Source organism: Candidatus Margulisiibacteriota bacterium (genome assembly GCA_041650855.1).
In the GTDB taxonomy this organism is placed as follows: Bacteria; Margulisbacteria; WOR-1; order O2-12-FULL-45-9; family XYB2-FULL-48-7; genus JALOPZ01.
Genome location: JBAZKJ010000001.1, coordinates 321,292 through 343,149, shown reverse-complemented (window position 1 = coordinate 343,149; position 21,858 = coordinate 321,292). Strand labels below are relative to the sequence as shown.

Below are 21,858 nucleotides of genomic sequence, written 5' to 3'. Positions count from 1 at the left end.
TTGCTATTGACGTTCTTAACGACCGGCTGCGCCCGGACGGTCACTTCCTACGTGACCTACGGCGAGGAAATGGTCGTTGACGTGACGCTGCGGGGGAACATGGACACCAACGCGAACCGCTACTTCCTGGTCCTGGCGCGGACGCCGGCTTACCGCGTGCCGCTGCCGCCCCCCGACAATATCGATTTTGAGATGATCGAGCCGGGGACGACGCCGCGCAGCGGCGCGCTGGCCGATTATTACGCGAACTTTTACGCTTCGTGGGAAGGCTACTGCATCGTCGATCCGGGCGGCTACTTCCTGGTCGACGGGCCGTTCGTGATCGGCGCGCCGATCACCCGCGAAGTGATCGCCAGCCTCGGCACGGTCTCGACCCGCCTGAAGTTCAATTTTGAGCTGAGCCGGGCGTTCGGGACGGTCATTCCCGACACGATCTATTTTGACCTGGTCACCGTGCCGTGGCCGGACGACGCGGCCCGGCTGCCGGCCGACCACCTAACCGCCACCGACGCCTATATTTCCAAGGTCGCCGGCTCCATTACCACGATCACCGACGACCCTAATCCGACGCTGGACGCCTCCCTGGACATCAGCAAATGCACCGTTACTATTCAATAGGCGCGGGGCTGCTGTTAGCCCTGGCTTTTCCCAAGTTCGACCTCTGGTGGCTTGCCTGGGTGGCGCTGGTGCCGTTTTTTATCGTCCTTGACCGGGCGGAAAAGCCGCGCGCCGCCGCGCGCGCCGCGCTGTGGTTCGGCCTCCCCTTTTTCGGCTGCACGCTCTTCTGGGTCACATCGCTCAGCCGCTATGTCGGCCTCTGGGCTTATGTCGCCTGGCTTTGCCTGATCGTTTTCCAAACCCTTTTTGTCGTCCTGTTCGCCGTCTGTTCGTACCGCTTAGCCGGCTTCTGGAAAGCGGTGCTTTGGGTGTTGCTGGTCGAGCTTGCCCGGGCCTGGGGTCCTTTTGGCGTCACGGCCGGCGGAATAGGCTACTCGCAGGTCCAATTGCTGCCGCTGGTCCAGATCGCCGCTTTTTCCCAGGTCTACGGCGTCAGCTTTCTCGTCGTTTTCTGCAACGCCGCCTTGGCTGACGTAGTGGCGACCTTTAGGTCGCCAGCCGGAAATGGCGGGCTAAAGCCCGCCGCTACTTTGGGATTGGCAATTGTTTTAATTCTAATTGCCTGGACCTACGGAGAAACAACAATTAATAATTCTAAATTATTAACTAATAATTTGCCCAGGATCGCCTTGCTCCAGCCCAACATTGACCAGTTCGACCGGATGAACCAGAGCCTGGTGAACCGGAATTTCGCCCTCCAGGCGGAGATGGCCAGGGAAGCGGCGAAAAGCAAACCGGAGGTCATCGTCTGGCCGGAGACGGCTCTTTACGCTTACATCCTCCGCGATCCGCTGATCTTCCAGCGGTTCCGGGAGCTGGCGCGCGAGACCGGGGCGTGGCAGGTGGTCGGCACCGCCCATTACGATTACGACGGCCTGATCTACAATTCGATCATCGCCATTACCCCGTCCGGCGAAGTGACGGCGCGATACGATAAGGAGAACCTGGTCCCGTTCGGGGAGTATCTCCCGTTCCGGCCGTTCCTTTTGCCGCTCCTCCGTTCGACCGGCTACTTCAGCCAGGACTTTGCCGCCAATCCGCGGTCGGTCCCGCTGCCGGTCGCCGGCCGGCAGGTAGCTGCCGGCGTCTGCTTTGAATCGACCTTCCCGGCGGCGATGAAAAAAAGGGTCAAGCCGGACTCGGCCTACATCCTGATCCTGACCAACGATGCCTGGTTCGACGATTCGGCCGCGCCGTACATCCATTATAACTGCGGGATCTTCCGCGCGATCGAGAACCGGCGCTGGTTCGTCCAGTGCGGCAACAGCGGGATCTCGGCGGTGATCGATCCGTGGGGGCGGGCGGTCAAGCGGACAAAGGTGGGGAGCCGGGCACTACTGCTGCTGGGTAAAACCGAGCCGGGCCTGTAAGCGCCGGTAAGCGCTATTGACGTCGGCCAGCTTGCGGAGCGTCGCTTCCAGGACCCAGCGCGCGGTCATCGTTTCCACTTTCAGCGCCAGGTTGTTCAGCTCTTTTTGCAGGGCGGAAAACTGCCGCCGCTCGCCGCTAAAATACTCCTGGAACTCCGTCGGCCCGGCTTGGGCAGGGGAGTAGTCGGCCGGCGACCAGCTATTTCCCCATTCCTCAGCGTCGCTGTAGAGGAATTCTTCCTCCTGCTCTTCAGCTTGCGGTTGCGGGGCGGACGGAGCGGGCGGCGGGGGGGCCGGTTTTTCGGTTTCCGCCGCAATGGCGGGCTTGTCGTCCGCCGGTTCCGTTTTCGGCAAGGTTGCGGCGGCTGGTTTCTCCGCTTTTTGTTCGACGATGACCGGGGGCGGCTCCAGGAAAACCTTGCCGCAGCAGCCGTCGATCATATCGGCCAGAGCGGTCAGTAGTTCTTTGGCCGGCTCGCCGAAAACGGCGAGCAGCTGCGAACCGTAATCCTGGAAATCTTTCAGGATGGCGAGGCGGAGCGTTTGCAGTTTTTCGTCCATGCCCGGCAGCCAGCCGTAATCGTTCTCCCACTCGGCCAGCGTTGCAAAGACCGCGAGGTAAGCTTCGATCGCCCGCTCTTCGAGCGCCGTCTGCTCGTCGCCGCTGAGGTCGCCGGCCTGCAGGGCCGCCAGCAGTTCGGCCTTGGCGTCGGTCACGCCGAGCGCCTGCCAGAGCGACGGGTCGGTCAGGTCGGCTTCGGCCGTATCCCAAACCTCCATAGCCAATCGGTCGATCTTGACCTCTGTGACCTGTTCGTGAGTGACGGGCGGGCGGACGCTGGTCAGCGTCGGGTCGGTCGGGATCGATTGCGGCTGGGAGACCGGGGCTTCCCAGTCGTAGTAGTCGTACCGCGGGTCGATCGATTGCATTTTACTGACGTTATTTGTTTCCATAATATAAATTTAAAAAGGGGGCGACGGGCCTGTTAACCGCCGCCCCCAATATTAACTAAATGATCGAATGGTACCCGAACTGGGACAGATCAATATCGACCGGCTGCGGCTGGAGCTGGGGAACGGGCCGCTCCGCCAGTTCGGCCAGTTCGATGGTCGTCCGGCCGGCGGCCCGGCGGGAATCCAGGACCTGCCGGGCGATCGTTTCTTCCTGGCTGTTGGGCGCATCGTCGTCGCGGAGCCGGGAGGCGACGACCGGCGCGACGGCGGCCAGGTCGGACATGATCCCGGCGCGGAAAGTGGCCATTTCCTCGACCCCGGCCTGGTCGTAGGCGACCCGGTAATAAGTTTCCAGCTCGCGCAGATAGCGGCTAAGCTGAACTAGCTTAGCGGCGTAAGCCTGCCGATCGTCCGGCGTGGGGACGCCGGCCATCCGCTCTTCCAGGTAGGCGATCTCCGGCTTGAGCGTGTCGAGTTCCGCTTTGACCACCTGGGCGCGGGCGGAGAAACCGGCCGCCGCCTGGACCGGGATCCGGAGGCGGACCGGGAGAGCGGCCGCCCACTGGTCGAAATCGAGCTTCCCGGCGTCGACCAGGGTGTTGATGATCTGCAGGCCGAGGTAGAGATCGGTCTCGGCGATCAGCTTTTCCGCCGAGCGGATGGTCAATGCGGTCTTGATCTCGTCGGCGCCGGCGACGACCTGAGGGTCGGTCGTCAGCTGGCCGGCGGCGTCGATCACGCCGAGGGCGATGTCGCTCCGGTGCTGTTCGCTGCCGAGCTGGTAACTGCCGTTCCGCTGCCCGAGCTGGATCTGGAGATAGCGGGAGGATTTTTCGGACGCGACCATCTCGGCCTGCTGGTCCGCCACGATCTGGCGGACGGCAACTTCGCGGATCGTGCCGTTCTCGTCCTGGATCGGGAGCGAGATGTTGTGGTCGATCAGGAACTGGAAATAAGCCTGGGCCTGGTCTTCCTTCAGGAAGTAGCTCTGGCTGTCCCAGCCGATCGCCCAGAACGACTGCGGGTTGAAATAAGCGTTGAAGCCGAGCGACTGGCGGAGCTCGCCGTTGGCTTCGGCGTTAAGGTCCCGGTTGATGGCGGCGACGTCGAAAGTGAACTTGGCGACGCCGTTCTCGAGCCGGACTTCGGCGTGTTTGAGGAATTCGGCGGCCATGAACCGGTTGGCGTTCTGCCAGTACCGGTCGCCGGTGGTCTTAATGACATAGTCGCGGCACGAGCTGCCGTCGGTCATGGAGCAGGCGCCGAAACCGGTGCCGAAGAAACCGTTAGACTGGATCGCGGCCATCATCTTGGTCCCCCAGAAGGCCTGGTCGACCTTGTTGATCGTATCCATGATCAGCCATTTGTCGACCCGGTACCAGGCGGTGTCCGGATTGTCCAGGGAATTCCAGTAATCCATCTTCTGCAGGGTTAGCTGGTCGGCGTACGCGTCCCAGCTGTTATAGCCGGTCGCGCCGTGGTAGCCGGTCATCGCCAGGTCAAAGCCGGAGCCGGCAACCAGCGAGATCAGCCCCCAGCCGCCGGTCTCGATCCCCCACAGCGCCTTGGTGGCGAGATTGGCGAGCGCGCCGGTCCATTCGCCGTAGACGTAGCTGTTGATCCGGTCGCTGGTAATGGCGAGGCCGTCGGCGATCCCGGCCTTGGTCGCGTAAGAAACGTTGTTCTGGTACCAGTCGGACTGGATGATCAGCTTGTCGAACAAGATCGAACCGCCGGCGGCCAGCAGGCTGCCGAACGCGGCGCCGCCCGCCTGGCGCGGCCAGGCCGCGGCGCGCCCGCCGGTGACCATCCGTTCGCCGAGCATAAAACCGCTCAGCCCCAAGGTCCCGCCGACGCCGGTCGTGATCCGGACGTCGACCGGCAGGGAGAGGTCGCGGGTCGCGTCGAGCATCGGCAGGAAGATGGCGTATCCCATGACAGCGGCTTCCGGTAAGCCGGCGACCCGGGCGAGCTCCATCTTCATTCCCATCAGGCCCCAGCCGGTCAGGCCGTTGACCGCGGAGTTGCCGACGTGGGCGAAATCAAAAGCGCGTCCCTGCCAGATGGCGCCGTAACCTTCAAAAATGGCGGCGACAAAAGACTCGGCCAGGGCGCCGGTCAAGGCCATGCTGCCGGCCCCCATGGCGATGCCGGCCGGGGTGCCGGACGGGGCGTTGAGCAGGTTGACCAGTTTGAACGTCAGGCTCTTGCTCTGGAGCTGTTCCATGACGAAGTTGCGGGCGAGAACCGGGTCGCTAAAGGTCCGGCTTTCCCGGCCGACGGTGACGCGGATCTCGCCGGTCGCCGGGTCGACGGTCACGGAGCCGTTCTCCAGTTGCGGCAGGGAGATGGCGGCCAGCGCTTCGGCCTTGAGCGTCAGCGCCCGGGAGGCGCTGATCTGGTACTTTTCGGCGATAGCGGTCTCGCTGTTATTGACGAGCCAGGCGATCTCGCCGGCGGTCGCGGCCGGCGTTTGGCCGCCGAGCGCGACGCCGGTCTTGGCCTGGAGATATTCGCGGATGTTCCGGACCAGTGCCTGCTGGTCGGGCGTCAGGTTCCGGTCGATCGCGATGGCCGGCGTTTCCTGAACGGCGCCGTTCCCGCCCAGTTTCCTGAGCGTCGGGTCCCAGATCTCCTGGAAGAACTGGGCGCCGTTGGCGCCGACGGTCGAACCGTTCGCCACCCGGCTGATCAGGCCTTCTTTGATATTGATCGTTTCCACGCCGTCGACGGTGGTGACGACGACCTGGAACTTGGCCGGGACGTTCCCTTGTTCGATCAGGGTGGCCAGTTTTTCCAGCGACGCTTCGCCGCCGTGGCCGAAGCGGACGTTCTCTTCAAAAACGATATTGTTGATCTTCCCCTGGGCCTTTGCTTCGGCGACCGCGCGGACAAAGCGGCGCTGCAGTTCGATGTCGACCCCGTCCAGGGCTTTGCCGGCGTCGATACCGAGCGCGGCCAGGTCGGCGATCGGCAGCGAAGGAGGGGTCACTGGCGGAGCAGCTTGCTCCGCTACTGCCGGCGTTGCCGCTTCCAGCGCCTTAAATTCGGCTTCGATGACTGCGGCCGGGGCGGTGAGCAGCCGCGGGCTGGTGACCGTTTCGGCCGCCGCGCCGCCGCTGACCGCCGACCTGATCTTGCCGCCGATCTCGGTCCGGAGCGCCTCTTCAATGCCGGAGAGCGCCTGCCGGAATTTCGCTTTTTCGGCGTTAAAGATCCGCTGGAACTGCGCCTCGGTCAGGACGCCGTCGCGGTTGAACGCGGCCAGCTCCTCGGCCGAGAGATGCTGCGGGGCGAGCGCTTTGACCACCGCCTTGACGGTGTCGAGCCGTTTCAGCGAGTATTCCTGATAGAGCTGGGCGGCCGCCTGCTTGAGCTGGCGCCGGCTGAACTTGTCGCCGGCTCCTTCGGCCAGCATTTCCCGGTAGATCGCCTGCCAGTTCTTGTAGGCCGGTTCGCCGAGCGAACCGGAGCGGAAGAGATCGGTCAGGAAGTGGGTGCCGCCGAGGCGGCTGTAGCCGACCTGGAGCGGCGTGCTCCGGCTGATATCGCGCATCATCATGCCGGCGTCGTTGGTGCCGAGGGCGCCGAGCGTCGCCCAGCGGATGATCCGCTTGGCCATGCTACCGGCGGAGAATTTGAACTTGTGCTCCATCACTTTGCCGGATTCGATCTGCGTCGCCTGCATGATGTCCTGCAGGGAAAGCCGGCCGCTGCGGAGCGCTTCGGCGTTCAGTTCCAGGAGGTTGGGGACGATCTCGCCGTGCAGCCGGGAAGTGTGTTCCCGAGCCCAGGCGCCGGGGCGGGTGCTGGTCGCCATGTTAGCAAAGAGATTGGTCAGGGCCGATAACTGCCGGCCGACGACCGGCAGTTTGAAGAGCGGATCGGTCGTGAACTGCTTCATTGCGCCGACGATCTTATTGAAGAGCGACGGCGACAGATTCTGCTTGTAGAGGTTCAGCAGGTCGGCGCCCCGGACCCGGAAAGAGATGTTCCGGAACTCGCCGGTCGGTTTCCCTTTGGCGTCAAGGACCGGGACCCGGGCGTCCTTGATCTCAATGATCGCTTCCGGGTTCTGGGCGAGGTAGATCATGTTCTTCCAGAACATGTGCTGTTCGGCGAAACTGAGGCCGGTCGCCTCCTGGAGCTTGGTCAGCGGCTCAAAAACGATATCTTTGGCGCTGGAGAGGAGGCGGCGGACCGTTACTTTTAGTTTCGGGTCGAACTTTCCTTCTTCAAAAAGGGCGTTCTCGGCCAGGACCGTGGCTTCACCGGCGATCTTGGTCATTTTCTCCCTGAGCCACTGGTTGGTGATCAGCTTGCGGCCGTATTTCTTTTCCAGCGACTTGATCAGCTTGTCCGTTCCCATCTTGAGCAGCTGCAGGGATTTGTGCAACGCCATATTACCGAAGATCAGGTCAATAGACCCTTCGGCAAAATTCCCCTGCAGGAAGTTGTTGGCGGCACTGCCGTACAAGGAGACAAAGTTGTACTGGAAAGCGAGGAAGCTGAGCCGGAGCTTGACCAGCTCTTCGACCGCTTTTTCGGCGGCGGCGGAATCGCCGGCGGCCCAGGCGCGGGTCAATTTGGCGATCACGCCGGCCTGCATCCCGAGCTGGATCGTCGGGTGCATAAAGAGGCCGAACTGGAATCCCTTGGTGAGACCTTTCCATAACTGGTCGCCGATCCCGTTCCCTTCCCGGTCGAGGGCGGCGGGGGCGCTGAACGACAAGGCCGGCTGGTTCGGTTCGGACGTGCCCGGCATCGCCGCCGCGCCGCCGAAGACGATGTCGCCGTCGCCGATCTGCCAGTGATTCGCCTGCGCGGCGAGGATGATCGGCATGTTGACGAAGTTGGTGTCGGCTTCGCCTTCGGCGACCATTCCGTAGTTCGGGATGATCTGGCGGACAAAGAAGACAAGGGCCGCTTCGATCGCCGAGTCGTTGTTATCGGTAAAGCTGAGTCCGGTGATCTCGCCGCCATTGTAGCTTTGCATCAGGGCGGCCATGGCGGCCATTTCCCCTTCGGACTTCTTGAAGAGCTTGAGCAATTCCTGCTTGGCCTGCGGGTCGAGGATCTTGTTAAAATCGGCGAAGAGCCGGCCGGCGTAGCGGATCATCTCCGGCGACAGGTTTTCGTCGAGCAGGGAGAAGCCGCGGGTGAAGTGGTAGCCGGCTCCCTGGTTCCCCGCCTTGAGCAGGAACGATTTAAAACGGAGCGAGTAGAGCGAACCGAGATTCGCCGGCAGGGCAAAGGTCGGGGCGGTGTCGTCGTAGCCGAAGACGTTGATGCCGATGAAGTTTTCCAGGGCGGTGAGCTCGGTCTCGACCGCGCTGGTCCGGTTCTCCATCCCCGGCCGCCAGAGCATCAATCCGGCCTGGAGCATCAGCTTGATCTGGCGGGTCTCCGCGTCGTCGTCGGGGCTGATGTCGAGCTGGATCGTTTTGCCGGAAGCTTTCAGGCGGCGGGCAAAATCTTTCAGCGCGGCCGCCGGGTCGCTCGGCATGCCGGCCTCGCCCCCCTCGCCGGTCACGAATTCGTTGAAATAGGAGTGGCCGAACAGGGCGCTGTAGTTGTCGGCAAAGCGGTAGATCAGCTCGGCGTCCCAGGTAAAAGCGTCGGGCGAGGAGCCCTCAAAGAAGCGGCGGCTTGCGTAGCTGACCGGCTTGCCGTCGATCGCGGAGACGACCTGGCCGCCGTTATTGCCGCGGCGCAGTTCCGCTACCACGCCGCCGAGCAGCGCCTCTTTCAGCGCCAGGATCCGGTCGCTCTCGAACATCTGCATTTTCTTGAGCATGATCGGGGCGGGGAGCTGGGAGGCGGCCTCCAAGAGCTGGGACGGAGAGTACCAGGCGGTATCGCTCTCGCGGCGCATTTGCCCCAAGGCGATATCCTCGTACATGGCGCCGGCGACCGGCTGGGTAATGCGGGCGATCTTGTCGTACCAGTTCTGCAGATAGCGGGCGGCAAACTCCACCAGCTCGCGGTCGGCAGCGGAGATCCCGCTCCCTTCGCGCCAGGTCGGGGTCGCCCCTTCGGTAAAGAGCCCGTTGCCGAACTTGATAGCGTAGCGCTGCATCACCTGGGCGGCCTTGAGGAGCTTTTCGCCGTTCTCGGCGTCGCCTTCCCGGGATATCCGCCAGTTACCGAGCTTCTCCACGTCCTGCCAGACGATCTGGTTGCGGACGACCAGTTTGCCGTCGCGGTGTTCAAACGGGACAAAGTTGCCGCCGACCCGGCTGTTGCCGTGGAAGTAAAGGAGAACGACCGCGGCCGGCTCCTGCCACAGCCACTGGTGCATCGACTGGAAACGGTCGAGGCCGGCGCTCTTGTCGGTCAGCCAATCCTGCGCCCGCTCGGCGACCGCGGCCTGGGAAGGAGCGGCGATCTCGATGCCGCCGGCGGCGACATAATCGCGGGCGAGCAGATCGGCGACGAAAGTGTCGACGACGAAGAACGAGGTCTTGTTCATTTGGTCGCCGGCCGCCGTGGAGATCGCAGCCAGGTTAAGCGGGGCGAAATCGGACTTTAGATAGTAGAGGATCCGTTCGGTCACCAGCGAAGCGGTGTCCAGGACCCACTTGGCGTCTTCCTGGCTGGAAGCGCTGGAGATGACCTGCGACTGCAGCAGCTGGGCGGTGACCGCCAGCAGGTCGGCTTTGACGTTCTCGAGCATCCGGAGCTTGTCGTTGAGCTGGGAGCCGGCGGTCCCCTGCTGGCCGCTGATGGCGGCGGTGACGGTGGCCTGGTTAAGCTCGTTGCCGCGGAGCAGCTGGTAGATCTGTTCGATGGCGCCCGCCAGCTTGAGCCGGGCCGGTTTTTCGCTGGTGTCCAGGGCGAGCGTTTTGACCGCTTCGATCAGGCACTGGAAGAAGAGCGACTTGTAGGCCGGGTCGCTGTTGAGCCGGGCGATGATCTCGCTCCCTTTCGGGCTGCGGGCGATGCCGGTCGCCAGGTCGAGCGCCATACTTTCCAAATTAGGGGAGAGGGCGCCGAAATCGCGGTAGTAGGAGTTCAGGAAGAACTGGACCTTGTTCTGCTCGGTCACGCTCTTGCCGGCGTAGTAGCTCTCGTACAATTTACGGAACAAACCGTTTTCCGCGGCCGTCAGGGGGGTCAGCACGCCGTCCTTCATCCGGAAGAACTCGACGTTGTTCTCGCCGGCGATCAGGCCGTTCTCGTATTTTGCCTTGGCCACCAGCCGCGCTTTGCCGGTCAGAACGTCGCGCAGGAAGGCGAACTCCGGGCTGTCGACGGCGACACCGAGATTGTTGGCCAGTTTGGCGATCTCTTCCGGCTTGTTCCAGACCTCGCTGAGCCGGAGCTGGCCGCGGACGTAGTCGGACTGCTGCTGTTCGGCGATCCGCTCGTTGGGGAAGAGTCCGAGCCAGGTCTGGCTGTCGAGCTGGCCGTTAAAGACCTGGTCAAAAGCGCCGGCCGGGTCGTTGACCTTGCCGTCGGGCGTGGAGAGCTGGAGCAGGCCGAGCAGGAACTGACCGCTGCGCGACGCCGGGTCGTGGATATTGATCGCCTGGTAAGTGTACTGATCGGCGGCCTTGGGATCGCTCTTCGCTTGTTTGCGGACCTCGTAGATCACCGGCAGGCGGGTGCTGAGATAGGTCTTGCCGTAGACCGGGGCGAGATAATCGGCAGGGACCGCGCCTTCGGCGCTCTTTTTCTCGATCTGCTGGTAGGCCAGGTTCAGGGCGTAAGTTTCGTCGTCCGGCACGGCGTTGCGGACGCCGAGATTGTTGACGAACCGCTGCAGGTCGACGATGCTCTGCACCCCCTGGCTGCTGTAGAGGAGGCGGGCGTCCGCCTGAAGCTGGGTGCTGCCGAAGGTCGGCCCGCCGACATAGCTGTAATAGGTCTTGGTCTGCTCCCAGAGAATGGCGATCTTGAACTGTTCCACGTAGCTGGGCCAGGTGGCGGAGATCGACGCGGTAAAAGCGGCTTCGGCCGCCGGCAGGCTGTTCTTCTTTTGGGTGAGCTCGGCTTGCAGCCGGGCCGGAGCGTCGAGGATCTCCCGGATCCGGTCGCGGCTTTCGGGGGTCAGTTTATCCAGGTTTGCCCGGAGCTGGGTCTCGTCCCAGTTGTTCTGCCGCTTGGCGTCTTCCAGCACGCTCTGGTAGCGCCGCTGGGCGATATAAAGCTCGGTAGAAAGGCGGTTGACGTCGTCGCGCAGCTGCTGCAGGGCCGCTTTGACCGGGGTGTCGGCGCCGTCGTTGAGAGCGGCGGTCAGCGCCCGCGTTTTGGCCTCTTCTTCGACCGCCCGGAGATGTTCGGCCGGTAAACCCTTGACCAGCGCGTACCACTGCCTGCCGGCGACGGTGTCGCGGACCAGGTTGTACAGGGTGGAGACCTGTTCGGTCGTCAGGTTGGCGCCGGCGGCGCGGGCGGGATCGTTGGCCAGTTGGCCGGCGATCTCGCTCCGGTAAAAATCGAGCTGCTTGTAAGGGCCCTCAACGTAAGAGCGGCCGGGGACCGACGGTTCGTCGATCTTGGGGAACAATCCCTGGAAAGCGTTGACGACCGCGAGGTCGGGCTGGTATTTGGCCGCGAGTTCCTGGCGCTTGAGCATCCCCCAGGTGTTGATGAACCATTTGACCGCTTCGGGGGTCATGATCTCCGAAGTGGGATAGCCGGGGAGGGCGTGAGCGGGGAGGTTGCGCCCGCCGGTCTGGGCGGCGATTTCCTGCAGCGCTTTTTCGTCGGCCGCCCTGACTTCCGGCATGATCGTTTCCAGGAAGAACTTGACCTTGGGGTCGTTGGACGCCGCGGCCGGCGTAAAGTTGACGCCGGCAGCCCGCAGGAGGAAGAGGCGGACCTGGTTGCCCAGCGGGGAAAAGCTGCTTTCGATCTTCCCCCGGACCCCTTCCGCCAGGGTGCTGTCCTGCGCGCGGCCCATGGTGTAGCGATAGTTATCGATCAGGGCGTTGACCGTCCAGTTATCGATCTTCCGCTGGTTCCACTTTTCCTGCCACTTGTCGCCGTAGAACGCCTTGTAAGCTTCGATCAGTTTGGCCTTGAGCGCGGCCCCTTCCGGCGTTGACCAGGCCGGCTGGAAAAGGAACGGGGCGGTTTTCTTGAGCTGTTGTTCGATCGCCGCCATGACTGCGGGGGTGAAACTTCTTTCCAGTTTCCGGCGGGTCTCGCGCGAGGTCGCCGCGTTGTTCAGTTTCTCCTGGATGATGTTGTACTGGTCGAGCAGGTCGGACAGCTTCCACTCGTCGACCTTCTTGCTCTGCCACTTTTCCAGCCATTTGTCTTCGCCGTAGAGGGCCTTGAACGCTTCCATCAGCTGGGCTTTCAGGGCGGCCCCTTCGGGCGTCGACCAGGCCGGGGCGTCCAGCTTGTATTTTTTGCTGATCGCTTCGAAAACGTCGCTGCCGGCCGGTAAGCCTTCCACGGTAAAGAGGTCGACGGTGGTGTAGGAGAGGGCACCGGTCTCCAGCCCCGCGAAGTCGAAATCGAGCGAGGTGCGGCCCTGGAGGAGGGCGGCGCGCAGCGGGAAGAGGAGCGGCCCGTAAGCTTCGCGGTATTTCGGGTCGGCCCACTTGCTCTTGATCTCGCCGATAAAGCGGGTCAGGTCGGCGACGGTCCAGGCATCGACCGCGGTGGACAGCTCCAGGCCTTTGGCCGGGTCGTCGGCGTTGAACCGGACGATAGCCTGTTTGATATCGTCGATCAACGGTTTGACGGCCGGGATCGTGCTGATCTGGGTGTTAGTGGTGTAGGGGATGGTGTCTTCCGGAAAGCCGTTGGTAAAGCTCAACTGCTGGTAATACTCGGGGAGTTCGCAGATCGGCTCCTCCGGGGAATAATAGGTGTATTCCTCCGGATGAAGGGAGCTGTAATTCCGCGGATTCAGATATTGATTATATAAAGGTCCAATATTCATAAAAAAACCACGATTCCCAACAGGCCCGATCCTGCCTGTTATCGTCGTGGTCCATACCTAAACCGTTATCGCGCCCAACTCCGTTAACAGGCAAACCGAGAGCTGGGTCCCTATCTACATATATATCGAAGTTAGAGGGGAAAAACTTGCATCAGAAAGGGGAAAAATCAAAGGCCGGGAGGGGCCCCGGCCTTTATTATTTGAGCGTTATTTTACCTCGCCAGCGGGTCTTCTTCTGCGGCTGTGCCGCCGCTGTCACCACCACCGCCGCCACCGCCGCCGCTGCCGGTCGCCGAATTGGCGACCTCTATCGAATTATTGATATAACCGATGAATTGGCTCCTCCCGACGAGCCCCTGGCTGCTGTGCTGGACCGACTGCCCTTCGGGGATCATCTCCGCCAGGGCGAGAATGAACTTGCCGAGCTTCAATTTAGCCGTCCGGCCGTTGGTGTAAGTGACCGTGAACTGGGTGTTCTTTTTGCTCTTATCGTAAGCGCGGACCGCCGTCTCCGCCGTTCTGGCCATGCTGTTCAAGACCTGCTTGGCCAGGACCTCGTAAGGGGTGTTGGGCTGGTTAGCCAGCGGGCTAAAGCTATCGTACGCGGCGCGGTTCGCCAGCTGGGCCTTATTGAGGAGCTCCAGCTTCTTGCCGAGGTCGGGCTCTTTTTCCGCCAGCTTGGCGTAGATCTCGCCCATCATCATGTTGATGTAGCCGAGCCGGGCCGGGTCGCTCGCCGCGGCGGCGCGCAGTCCTTCCAGGGCGGTTATTTGGGCCTGGGCGGCGGTGACGTCGGTCAAGGTGCCGCCCGGGATAGCCCGGTTCCTGATCTCGATCAGATCTTGCGGCAAGGAAGCCCTGGCCTGGATGACCTGGACGTATTCCTGGATCGAGGTCTGCTGCTGGCCTTCGGCCGAGACCTGGTAAGTATCGGTTTCCGTCGCAACCTGGCGGATGGCTGCCAGCGCCAGTTCGCGGTCCGCCTGGGTGTTGGAGGCGACCGCTTTTTGCGCTAATTGGACAAGCAGCTGGTTCTTGTAATCGTTCTCGGCCGGGAGCTGCTGCAGGATCTCGTTCGCTTGCGCATAGTCGCCCTGGGTCATCGCGGTCTGGGCCAGCTGGGCGTAAGCCTTCCACTTCGCGTCGCCCGGCTGCATTAAGCCGATGTAATGCATGCCGAGTTGCGGATCGTATTCGCTGTCACGGTAATATTCGGCCAGGAAGCCAAGGGCCCGGGTGTTGTTTTCCAGTTCCGGATGTTCCCGGTAATACTGGTCGGGATTATCGCTGAGCGACAGCTCTTCCAGCGCCTTGTTGATCTGCCGGGTGGTGTAAGCGCCTGAACCGGTCCGGCCGACCTGGACCGTCTGGCCGGAGAGATAAGCGTTGATGTTGGCGGCGGTGTAATCGGCGCCGGCCGGGAAAAGGCGTTCGAGCGGGACGGTGATCCCGTAGTATTCGCGCTGGACGGCGGCGCTGGAGCGCGAGGCGTAGAGCCGCAGGATCATCGCCTGCACGACCTGGTTAACGTCGATATTGGCCTGGCCTTCGAACTGGGCGGCGACCGACTTGGCGATATGGGCGGCGTAGCCGGCGCCGGTCAGGATCCCTTCCAGGTTGGCGGCGCCGAGCGGCGCGCCGTTGCGGGCAGCTTCGATCCGGCCGGCGATGGTGGTCGCGGCGCCGTCGACGTCGGCCCGGGAAACGGAGATGATCGGCTGGGTCTTATAGAGCATCAGGACCTGGTCGAGTGCCATGCCGGTCCGCATAGCGTGCCACTCGGCGATCTCGTAGAAGCGCTGGAGCTCGGCGACGGTGATCAGGCCGTTGCCGGCGGTGCCGGTCGGGCTCATCATGTTGTCGACCACGGTAAAGAGCCGCTCGTTGATCCCGTATTTGGCCGCTTCGCTCCGGTCAATGCCGTTGTTATCGGTGTCGATATCGCCGATGTCGACCGTGCCGTCGTTGTTGACGTCGGCCACGCCGATCTTGACGTAGAACTCGGCCGGCAGGTAGCCGGAAACGGCCGGGGCGGTCAGATCGTAGACCCGGGCGGTGAATTCAGGATTGATCCGCCAGGCGACATCCCGTTCCACGGCGATCCGGTTCTCTTCCAGTTTAACGCCTTCTCCTATAATGTAAGCGGCGCCGTCCGAGGCGGCGGCCACTGTCCAGCCGCTTTCGTTGGTTCCCTCGACGACCAGGGTCCGTCTGGCCCCTTCTTCCCAGAAGGAGACGATCCGCTGGTTGACTGCGGTGAGGGCGGCGTTCAGGGCGGGCCGGAGCGAATTGGGGATCTCGGTCGTCGGCGCGGCAAGGAGGGCCAGGCGCGCTTGCTCACCGAGCAAGGTTTGCAGTTCCGGATCGGCCTGGATAGCCGCTGAATTGGCGGTATAAACCGCCGTCAGCTGCGCCAGGGTTTGGCCGGGGACGCTCAAGGCCGTTCTGGCCTGCTCTTTGGCGGCGGCGGCGGCCTGAGCTCTGGCGTCCGCTGTTGCGGCTTCGGTTATCTCGTTGTTCCTGCCGTTCAGCTTTGCTTTGGCCTGGTCGATCCGGTCGCGGATCGCGGCCGGCAAGGTTTCTCCGTAAGTCCCTTTGAGCGCGGTTTCGGCCGCGGTCAGGGCGGCCAGTTGGGCGGCGATATCTTCGGCGGTGGCGCCGGTCAGACTGGCGCCGCAGTACGTTTCCACGTCGGTCACGGCCTGCAGCTGGGCGCTGGTCGCGGTGGCGACCGCCGCGTCCGTTACCTGCGCGGTGACGACGGAATCAGCGACTTTCTTGTCCCGCTGGTTGGTGTCGGCGGCGACCACGGCGTCGTAAAGCGCTTTCAGGTCAACAACGTCGCCGTTCAGCCCGCCGCTGGCGGCCAGAGTGATCAGCTGTTTGAGGACCTTGGAGAGGTGTTCCTTGTTGGTGTCCCGGCCGTAGATGGCGGTCAAGACGTCGCGGATGTTCTTGTCGCTTTTAACGGTCGTGCCGTCGGCGCCCCGCTCGTAGACCACGATCTGCCCGGCTTCCACGCGGGCCAGGTAGGTTTTGCCGTTGGCGGAGCCGAGGATGATAACGGTACTGGGCGAAGCCTCGAACAGGTCGTCCAGCCGCTGGATGGAGGTGTTATAGCCGTTCCCCCGGGTGACCGGCAGAGCAAAGGAGGCTTGTCCCCCCTGACCGATATTGTTTGGCGCTGTCATCTTTACTCATTCCCCCTAAATAAACAAAAAACCAAGATTCTCGACAGGCTCGAATCATGCCTGTAGATAATCCTGGTATTTCACCGGCTACAGGCAAGCCGGTCAAATATTCACTTTCATATATACTATCGGGTCCGGAGCCGGAAAACTTGCATCGGGCAAGCGAAAAATCTTAAGCCTGGGAGCCGCCTTTCCCTTGCGCCCAGATCGACTTCATGTTCCGCTGGTGGTGGCTTTGGGCAAAGGCCTTGAACATCTGCTGCATCACTGAATTCCGCAATTTGCTGTTATTGCTGGCGTCGAGCGCCTGGTAATTCTCGATCCCTTTTCCGGTGTAGGAACTTGCTTTATTTACTTCTGCCATAGTTCTTCCTCCACCTATATATCGCAGGCAGGCCGGAAAAACTTGCATGGAGAAAATGGGAAAAAGGCCCGTAAGGGCCCGGAGGGGCTAAAAGGGCTTAAGCGGCGAGCAGTTCGGGCAGGCTGGCCGTTGCCAGCACCGCTTCGTAGAGGTCGTCGGTGGCGGTGTCGATCTCGCCTTTTTTGATCTTGGCGACGATCTTGGCCAGCTCTTTTTTCTGCTTCAGCAGTTCGATCACTTTATCGACCTGATCCATCCGGCCGCGGACCAGGCGCATGATAATGCCGTACATCATAACTTGCGCCGACAGGGTAAAGACCTTCGACCAGGCGATCGGGTCCCGGGCGCTGACGCCGCGGGCGGCTTGGGCTTCCAGCGCCTGCACGACGTTGCGCAGGCTGCTGGCGGCGCGGGACTCCGCCAGTTGGGCCGGGGTTTGCGGCCGCTGGGGGCCGGGGAGCGACGGGACGAGCCGGATGCCGGCCAGGCCGGAGTAGATCGATTCGACGATGCTCTTGGGGAGGATGAAGCCGCCGTGGTCGGCCGCCGCCATTACTGCGCGCAGGCTTTTTTGGGCGGCGGCGAAACGGGCCTGGATCGCCGGGTGCCGGTTGGCCGCCCGTTTGGCCAGGGAGTTGACGATCCCGGTCTGCCGGTTGACCGGCGCCACCCGTTGGCGGGCTTCCGCCGCTTTCGCTCTTTTTGTCGCCTTGACGTTGTCGAGATTCTTGACCACTTCGCTGGAGCGTTCGAGCTTGACCGCCAGGCCGATCACCGCTTTGGCGGTTTCCAGGCTGAGCGTTTCCGGGCTGAGCCGGGCCGGATTGGCCGCGGCGATGGCGCGGATATTGTCGAGCGCCCGTTCCAGTTTGACCGTCGGCGCGACGGGGGCCGGCGCGGCGGCGGCGATCTGCCTGACCGCCTGGACGATCGCTTTCTGGCCGATCGCCGTCACGGTCAGCGGTTGTTCCTTGGCGTTGGCAAAAGCGAGGACGACCGCTTTTTGGCCGGTCTCCGACCGGGCGAACTCGAGGATCGCCTGTTCCACCGTCTTGACCGCCGCTTCGTTGCCGGCGCTCATCTGCTGGGCGTGGACCCTGATCAGGGCGGGAAGGGCGGCTTCCGGCTGCTGCTGCAGCACGGCCTGGGCTATTTCCTGGCTTGCCTCCTGGATCTCCCGGGCCGGTGTTTTAGCGGCGGTCGGCCTGGTGGTCGGTGCGGCGGGCGCAGCCGGAGCGGTTGGCTCAGCGGGTGCGGCGGGCGCGGGTTCCAGGGAGAGCGGTTCGTAGGCCTGTTCCGGTCCCTTGATCAAACTGGTTAAGGCGTCAACCAGCTGGCGCTCGGGTATCCCGGGGGTGGCAACCGCCTCGGCAACGAACTTAACCAGCTCGTTGTGGGCGACCGATTCGATCTTGGTTTCCCCGCGGGCGGGCGCGGTGGCCGCGGCGGTTTTGATCTCCGCGATGGTCGGCGCGAGGAGCGGGACGGTAGCGCCGGCGTCGGCGCGGACCAGTTCGGAGACGATCTCTCTCAATTCTTCTTTGGCCGCTTCCCCCCGGATCATCACGCGGACGGTGTTCTGTTCCCGGTCGTAGGCCAGTTCACGGCTGATCGGCACGGCCCTTTCCCGGACCCGTTCCGTTTCCTTCAGCTGGCGGTTGATCTCCTTGACCGCGTTCTCGAGCTCTTCCCGGGTTACCTGGCCGGAGCGCTCGCTCTGCCGGACGATCTCCCGGCTCAACCGTTCGATCAGCAGGCGGGAAGAGAGGCGAAGGACAAAGGCGCTGAACCGGCTCCGCGTTTCCAGGCGGAACAGGCCGGTCAACAGGCGGAGGATAGCGCGCGGGTCGAACCGTCCGGTCCGGTCGCGCTGGGTAAGGCGGCTGAGCGAGAGTGTGCTCTCCAGCGAAAATCTCTCCCGTTCCGCCGGCCGTGCCCGGTCGATCACGGTGATGGAGTGATTGGCGCGGAGCGGGTCGGTAGCGACAAGGGGGCGGGTCGCGGCGCCCTGGTCGAAGATCCTGGTTTCTTTCAGTTCGGCCAGGCCGGTTTCGAGCCGGGCGATCAGTTCTTTTTCCAGTCCGGCCGGTTTTCTCTTTTCCCGGTATTCTTTCAGGAGCAGTTCGAACCGTTCGACTTCCAGCCGGACGATCGGTTTGTTCTCCAGCAGTTTGCGCGAGAGCAGGTCAATGCTGCTGAGCAGCCGGAGCTCGAGGGTGTTCGGCCGGGAGAGCGACAGGAAATTGCGGAATTGGGTCAGCACGTCCCGGAGCACGGTCCGGGTGCGGCGGATGTCGGTCGGGCTGCGGCGTTCTATAGATCTGATCGGTGGCATGATTTCTCCATATATATCGTCACTTTCCGGGCGGAATTTCAGGGAAGAGGGAACCGGAGGTTAAGATTCGATTTGGGAAAGGATCGAGGCAATTGGTTCGGACTGGTTCAGGACAAAAAAGTGGAGCCCGGGGACGCCGGCGGCCAGTAGTCCCTGGGCCTGGGCGAGGGCGTGTTGACCCCCAATTTTCAGCGTTTCAACAGGATATTTTTCCAGCCGGGCCAGCAATTCCGGCGGGATCGTGGCGCCGCACGTTTGGGTCATCCGCTTGATCTGGCCGAGACTGCTGATCGGCATCAGGCCGGGGATGACCGGCACGTTGATCCCGGCCGCGCGGCACCGTTTCAGGAAAGCAAAGTAGTGCTGGTTGTCGAAAAAGAGCTGGGTGATAACGTATTCCGCGCCGGCGTCGATCTTCTGTTTCAGGTAGGTAATATCGGTTTTCAGGTCGGGCGCTTTGGGATGGCCTTCGGGGAAACCGGCGACGCCGACGCAAAACCGCGGTTTGCGCGTTTTGATGAAAGCGACCAGCTCGCTGGCCAGTTTAAAACCGTCGGCCGGCGGGACAAAATCTTTTTCGCCCTCCGGCGGATCGCCGCGCAAAGCAAGGATGTTGCCGACGCCCAGCGCTTCGAATTCGTCGAGCTGCCGGGCGATCTCGGCGCGGCTGGCATTGACGCAGGTCAGGTGGGCGACCGGTTCGATCTGGAATTTATCCTTAATTTCCTTGACCCAGTGCGCCGTCTTTTCCCGCGTCCGCCCCATGGCGCCGTAGGTGACCGAAACGAAGTCCGGTTCGAACCGCTTAAGCTCTTTTACCGTCGCGAAGAGGCGCTCTTCCTGCTCGGGGGTCCGGGGCGGGAAAAACTCGAAGGAGAGGGTCGGGTCGCCCTGGCGGAGGGCTTCACTGACCTTCATTAGAGCTCGTGCCAAGCGGTTTCATGTGCGGGAAAAAGAGAACGTCGCGGATCGACGGCTGATTGGTCAGGATCATGACGAGCCGGTCGATGCCGATCCCCAGGCCGCCGGCCGGCGGCATGCCGTACTCCAAGGCGCGGAGGAAATCCTCGTCCATCGATTCCGCTTCCTCGTCGCCGGCCGCCTTCAGGTCGGCCTGTTTCTTCAGCCGGGCGCGCTGGTCGAGCGGGTCGTTCAGCTCGGAAAAAGCGTTGGCCAGCTCCATGCCGGCGATGATCAGCTCAAAGCGCTCGACCTGCCCCGGCTTGCTCCGGTGCTTTTTGGCGAGCGGCGAGGTTTCCAGCGGATGGTCGGTGATAAAGGTCGGCTGGCGGAGCGTCCCCTCGACGAACTTGTCGTAGAGGACGTTGATGATCTTGCCGATCCCGATCTCGTCGGCCCCTTCAACCCCTTTGGCCTTGGCGATCTTTCTGATCCCGGCTTCGTCTTTGCCGGCCAGGTCGATCCCGTTCTCCTTGAGCGCGTCGAGGAGCGAGATCTTTTTCCAGGGCGGGGCGAGGTTGATCTTCTCGCCGCGGAACTCGATCTCCAGCGTCCCCAGGACCTCCCGGGCGGCGGCGACGACCAGGTCTTCCGTCAGCTGCATGATGTCGGCGTAATCGGCGTACGCCTGGTAGATCTCGATCATCGTGTATTCCGGGTTGTGCTTAAAGGACATCCCTTCGTTGCGGAAGACGCGGCCCATTTCGAAGACCTTCTCGAAACCGCCGACCAGCAGCCGTTTCAGGTAGAGTTCCGGGGCGATCCGCAGGAAGAGCGGCATATTGAGCGCGTCGTGGAAGGTCTCGAACGGCTTGGCCGCGGCGCCCCCCTGCAGGACGTGGAGGACCGGCGTTTCCACTTCGAGAAAACCTTTGGCCTCCAGGAAGCGGCGGATAAAGGAGACGATCCGGCTCCGCTTGACGAAAACGTCCTTGACCTCGGGATTGACGATCAGGTCGACGTAGCGCTCGCGGTAGCGGAGCTCCTTGTCGGAGAGGCCGTGCCATTTTTCCGGGAGCGGGTGGAGCGATTTGCAGAGCAGGGTAAAGGACGACAGCCGGACGGTGAGCTCGCCGGTCTTGGTCCGGAAGACGTGTCCCTTGACCCCGATGATGTCGCCGAGATCGAGCTTCTGGTAGAGGCCGTAGAGCTTTTCCCCCAGGACGTCCAGCTTGCCGTAGACCTGGACCTTGCCGCTTTCGTCCTGGATATGGGCGAAAGCCGCCTTGCCGTGGCCGCGCTTCAGGACGACCCGCCCGGCCAGGGAGACTTCGGCCGGGCTTTCTTCGCCCTCCTTGAGCGCCTGGTACCTGGCCAGCACGCCGGCGGCGGTCGCATCGGCCGCGTATTTGTACGGGAACGGCTCCATCCCTTGGGCGCGGAACTCGTCCAGTTTTTCCCGTCTAACTTTTAACAGATCGCTTAATTCTTCCGACATAGTCTTAACCCGTACAGGGTCAGGTTATCGTCTATTATATCAATAACCGGCGTGTACTTACAAATCAGCCGCGCCAGCCCGCCAGTCGCGATTACCTTCAAGGCTGAATGCCTAATGCCTAATGCCGAACTGATGTGTTTAATAAGCCCTTCGACCATGGCGACGTAACCGAACACTAGACCGCTCTGCATCGCTTCAACGGTGCTCTTGCCGACGACATGTTTGGGGGCTTTAACGTCGATCCGGGGGAGCTTGGCGGTCCGTTCGTGGAGGATGTCGCGCGAGAGCATGATCCCGGGGGCGATCGCCCCGCCCAGGTATTCCCCTTTGGCCGAAACGACGTCAAACGTGGTGGCGGTGCCGAAGTCGACGATGATCGCCGGCGCGCCGTACAGCTTGACGGCGGCCAGGGCGTCGACCAGGCGGTCGATCCCGACCTCGGCCGGCCGGGCCATTTTCACTTTAAGCCCGACATCATGATAAGTGACGAACCTGGCCCGGGGGAAGCGGCGCCGGAGCGTTTTGTCGGCCTTGGGGACAACCGAACCGATGATGACTTCCTTGGCCCCGTAGTCCCTTAGTCCCCGGGGTAACTGCGCGGTCGCCACGCGCCAGGTCTTTACCAGTTTCGCGCCGCTAAATAACCCGCAGGTCGTGCTCGTATTCCCGACGTCGATGGTCAGCAGCATGACGACTAATTTTAGCACAATTAAGAGGTGTCGGCCCG

At 62.6% G+C, this 21,858-nt stretch carries 10 protein-coding genes; 2 read left to right on the top strand and 8 right to left on the bottom strand.

Going from position 1 to position 21,858, the window contains the following annotated elements; translation table 11 throughout:
• Nucleotides 1-6 precede the first annotated feature (6 nt).
• Nucleotides 7-618: a hypothetical protein gene (locus tag WC529_01715; protein ID MFA5112992.1), complete on the top strand. Its 612-nt coding sequence runs from the start codon at nucleotides 7-9 to the stop codon at nucleotides 616-618.
• On the top strand, nucleotides 597-1,988 hold the full coding sequence (lnt, locus tag WC529_01710) for an apolipoprotein N-acyltransferase (GenBank protein ID MFA5112991.1): 1,392 nt from the start codon (nucleotides 597-599) through the stop codon (nucleotides 1,986-1,988). The genes WC529_01715 and lnt overlap by 22 nt, the downstream gene beginning before the upstream one ends.
• Here lnt and WC529_01705 read toward each other — a convergent pair.
• The 8 genes from WC529_01705 to WC529_01670 all read right to left on the bottom strand — a co-directional run bounded on the left by WC529_01705 (nucleotide 1,953) and on the right by WC529_01670 (nucleotide 21,820).
• Nucleotides 1,953-2,942 carry a hypothetical protein gene (locus WC529_01705; protein MFA5112990.1) on the bottom strand — a complete coding sequence of 330 codons (990 nt, stop codon included), beginning with the start codon at nucleotides 2,940-2,942 and terminating at the stop codon, nucleotides 1,953-1,955. The genes lnt and WC529_01705 overlap by 36 nt on opposite strands.
• 55 nt (nucleotides 2,943-2,997) lie before the next feature.
• A complete protein-coding gene (locus WC529_01700; GenBank protein ID MFA5112989.1) occupies nucleotides 2,998-12,717 on the bottom strand; it encodes a hypothetical protein in 9,720 nt (3,239 codons plus the stop codon).
• 338 nt (nucleotides 12,718-13,055) lie between these two features.
• Nucleotides 13,056-16,034 carry a hypothetical protein gene (locus WC529_01695; GenBank protein ID MFA5112988.1) on the bottom strand — a complete coding sequence of 993 codons (2,979 nt, stop codon included), beginning with the start codon at nucleotides 16,032-16,034 and terminating at the stop codon, nucleotides 13,056-13,058.
• A gap of 172 nt (nucleotides 16,035-16,206) precedes the next feature.
• On the bottom strand, nucleotides 16,207-16,398 hold the full coding sequence (locus WC529_01690) for a hypothetical protein (protein ID MFA5112987.1): 192 nt from the start codon (nucleotides 16,396-16,398) through the stop codon (nucleotides 16,207-16,209).
• A gap of 97 nt (nucleotides 16,399-16,495) precedes the next feature.
• Nucleotides 16,496-18,733, bottom strand: a complete 2,238-nt coding sequence (locus tag WC529_01685) for a hypothetical protein (GenBank protein ID MFA5112986.1) — start codon at nucleotides 18,731-18,733, stop codon at nucleotides 16,496-16,498.
• Between the two features lie 60 nt (nucleotides 18,734-18,793).
• Nucleotides 18,794-19,651: a methylenetetrahydrofolate reductase [NAD(P)H] gene (gene metF / locus WC529_01680; protein MFA5112985.1), complete on the bottom strand. Its 858-nt coding sequence runs from the start codon at nucleotides 19,649-19,651 to the stop codon at nucleotides 18,794-18,796.
• The gene (gene lysS, locus WC529_01675) at nucleotides 19,638-21,131 is read right to left on the bottom strand and encodes a lysine--tRNA ligase (protein MFA5112984.1); all 1,494 of its coding nucleotides are present in this window, start codon (nucleotides 21,129-21,131) and stop codon (nucleotides 19,638-19,640) included. The genes metF and lysS overlap by 14 nt, the downstream gene beginning before the upstream one ends.
• A complete protein-coding gene (locus WC529_01670) occupies nucleotides 21,116-21,820 on the bottom strand; it encodes a type III pantothenate kinase (protein ID MFA5112983.1) in 705 nt (234 codons plus the stop codon). Before WC529_01670 ends, lysS begins: the two co-directional genes overlap by 16 nt.
• Nucleotides 21,821-21,858 lie beyond the last annotated feature (38 nt).

Bases quoted from the DNA above. Each gene is read 5' to 3' on its own strand.
- lysS (MFA5112984.1), bottom strand. From the start codon at position 21,131: ATGTCGGAAGAATTAAGCGATCTGTTAAAAGTTAGACGGGAAAAACTG.
- WC529_01705 (MFA5112990.1), bottom strand. From the start codon at position 2,942: ATGGAAACAAATAACGTCAGTAAAATGCAATCGATCGACCCGCGGTAC.
- WC529_01670 (MFA5112983.1), bottom strand. From the start codon at position 21,820: ATGCTGCTGACCATCGACGTCGGGAATACGAGCACGACCTGCGGGTTA.
- WC529_01690 (MFA5112987.1), bottom strand. From the start codon at position 16,398: ATGGCAGAAGTAAATAAAGCAAGTTCCTACACCGGAAAAGGGATCGAG.
- WC529_01695 (MFA5112988.1), bottom strand. From the start codon at position 16,034: ATGACAGCGCCAAACAATATCGGTCAGGGGGGACAAGCCTCCTTTGCT.
- WC529_01685 (MFA5112986.1), bottom strand. From the start codon at position 18,733: ATGCCACCGATCAGATCTATAGAACGCCGCAGCCCGACCGACATCCGC.
- metF (MFA5112985.1), bottom strand. From the start codon at position 19,651: ATGAAGGTCAGTGAAGCCCTCCGCCAGGGCGACCCGACCCTCTCCTTC.
- lnt (MFA5112991.1), top strand. From the start codon at position 597: ATGCACCGTTACTATTCAATAGGCGCGGGGCTGCTGTTAGCCCTGGCT.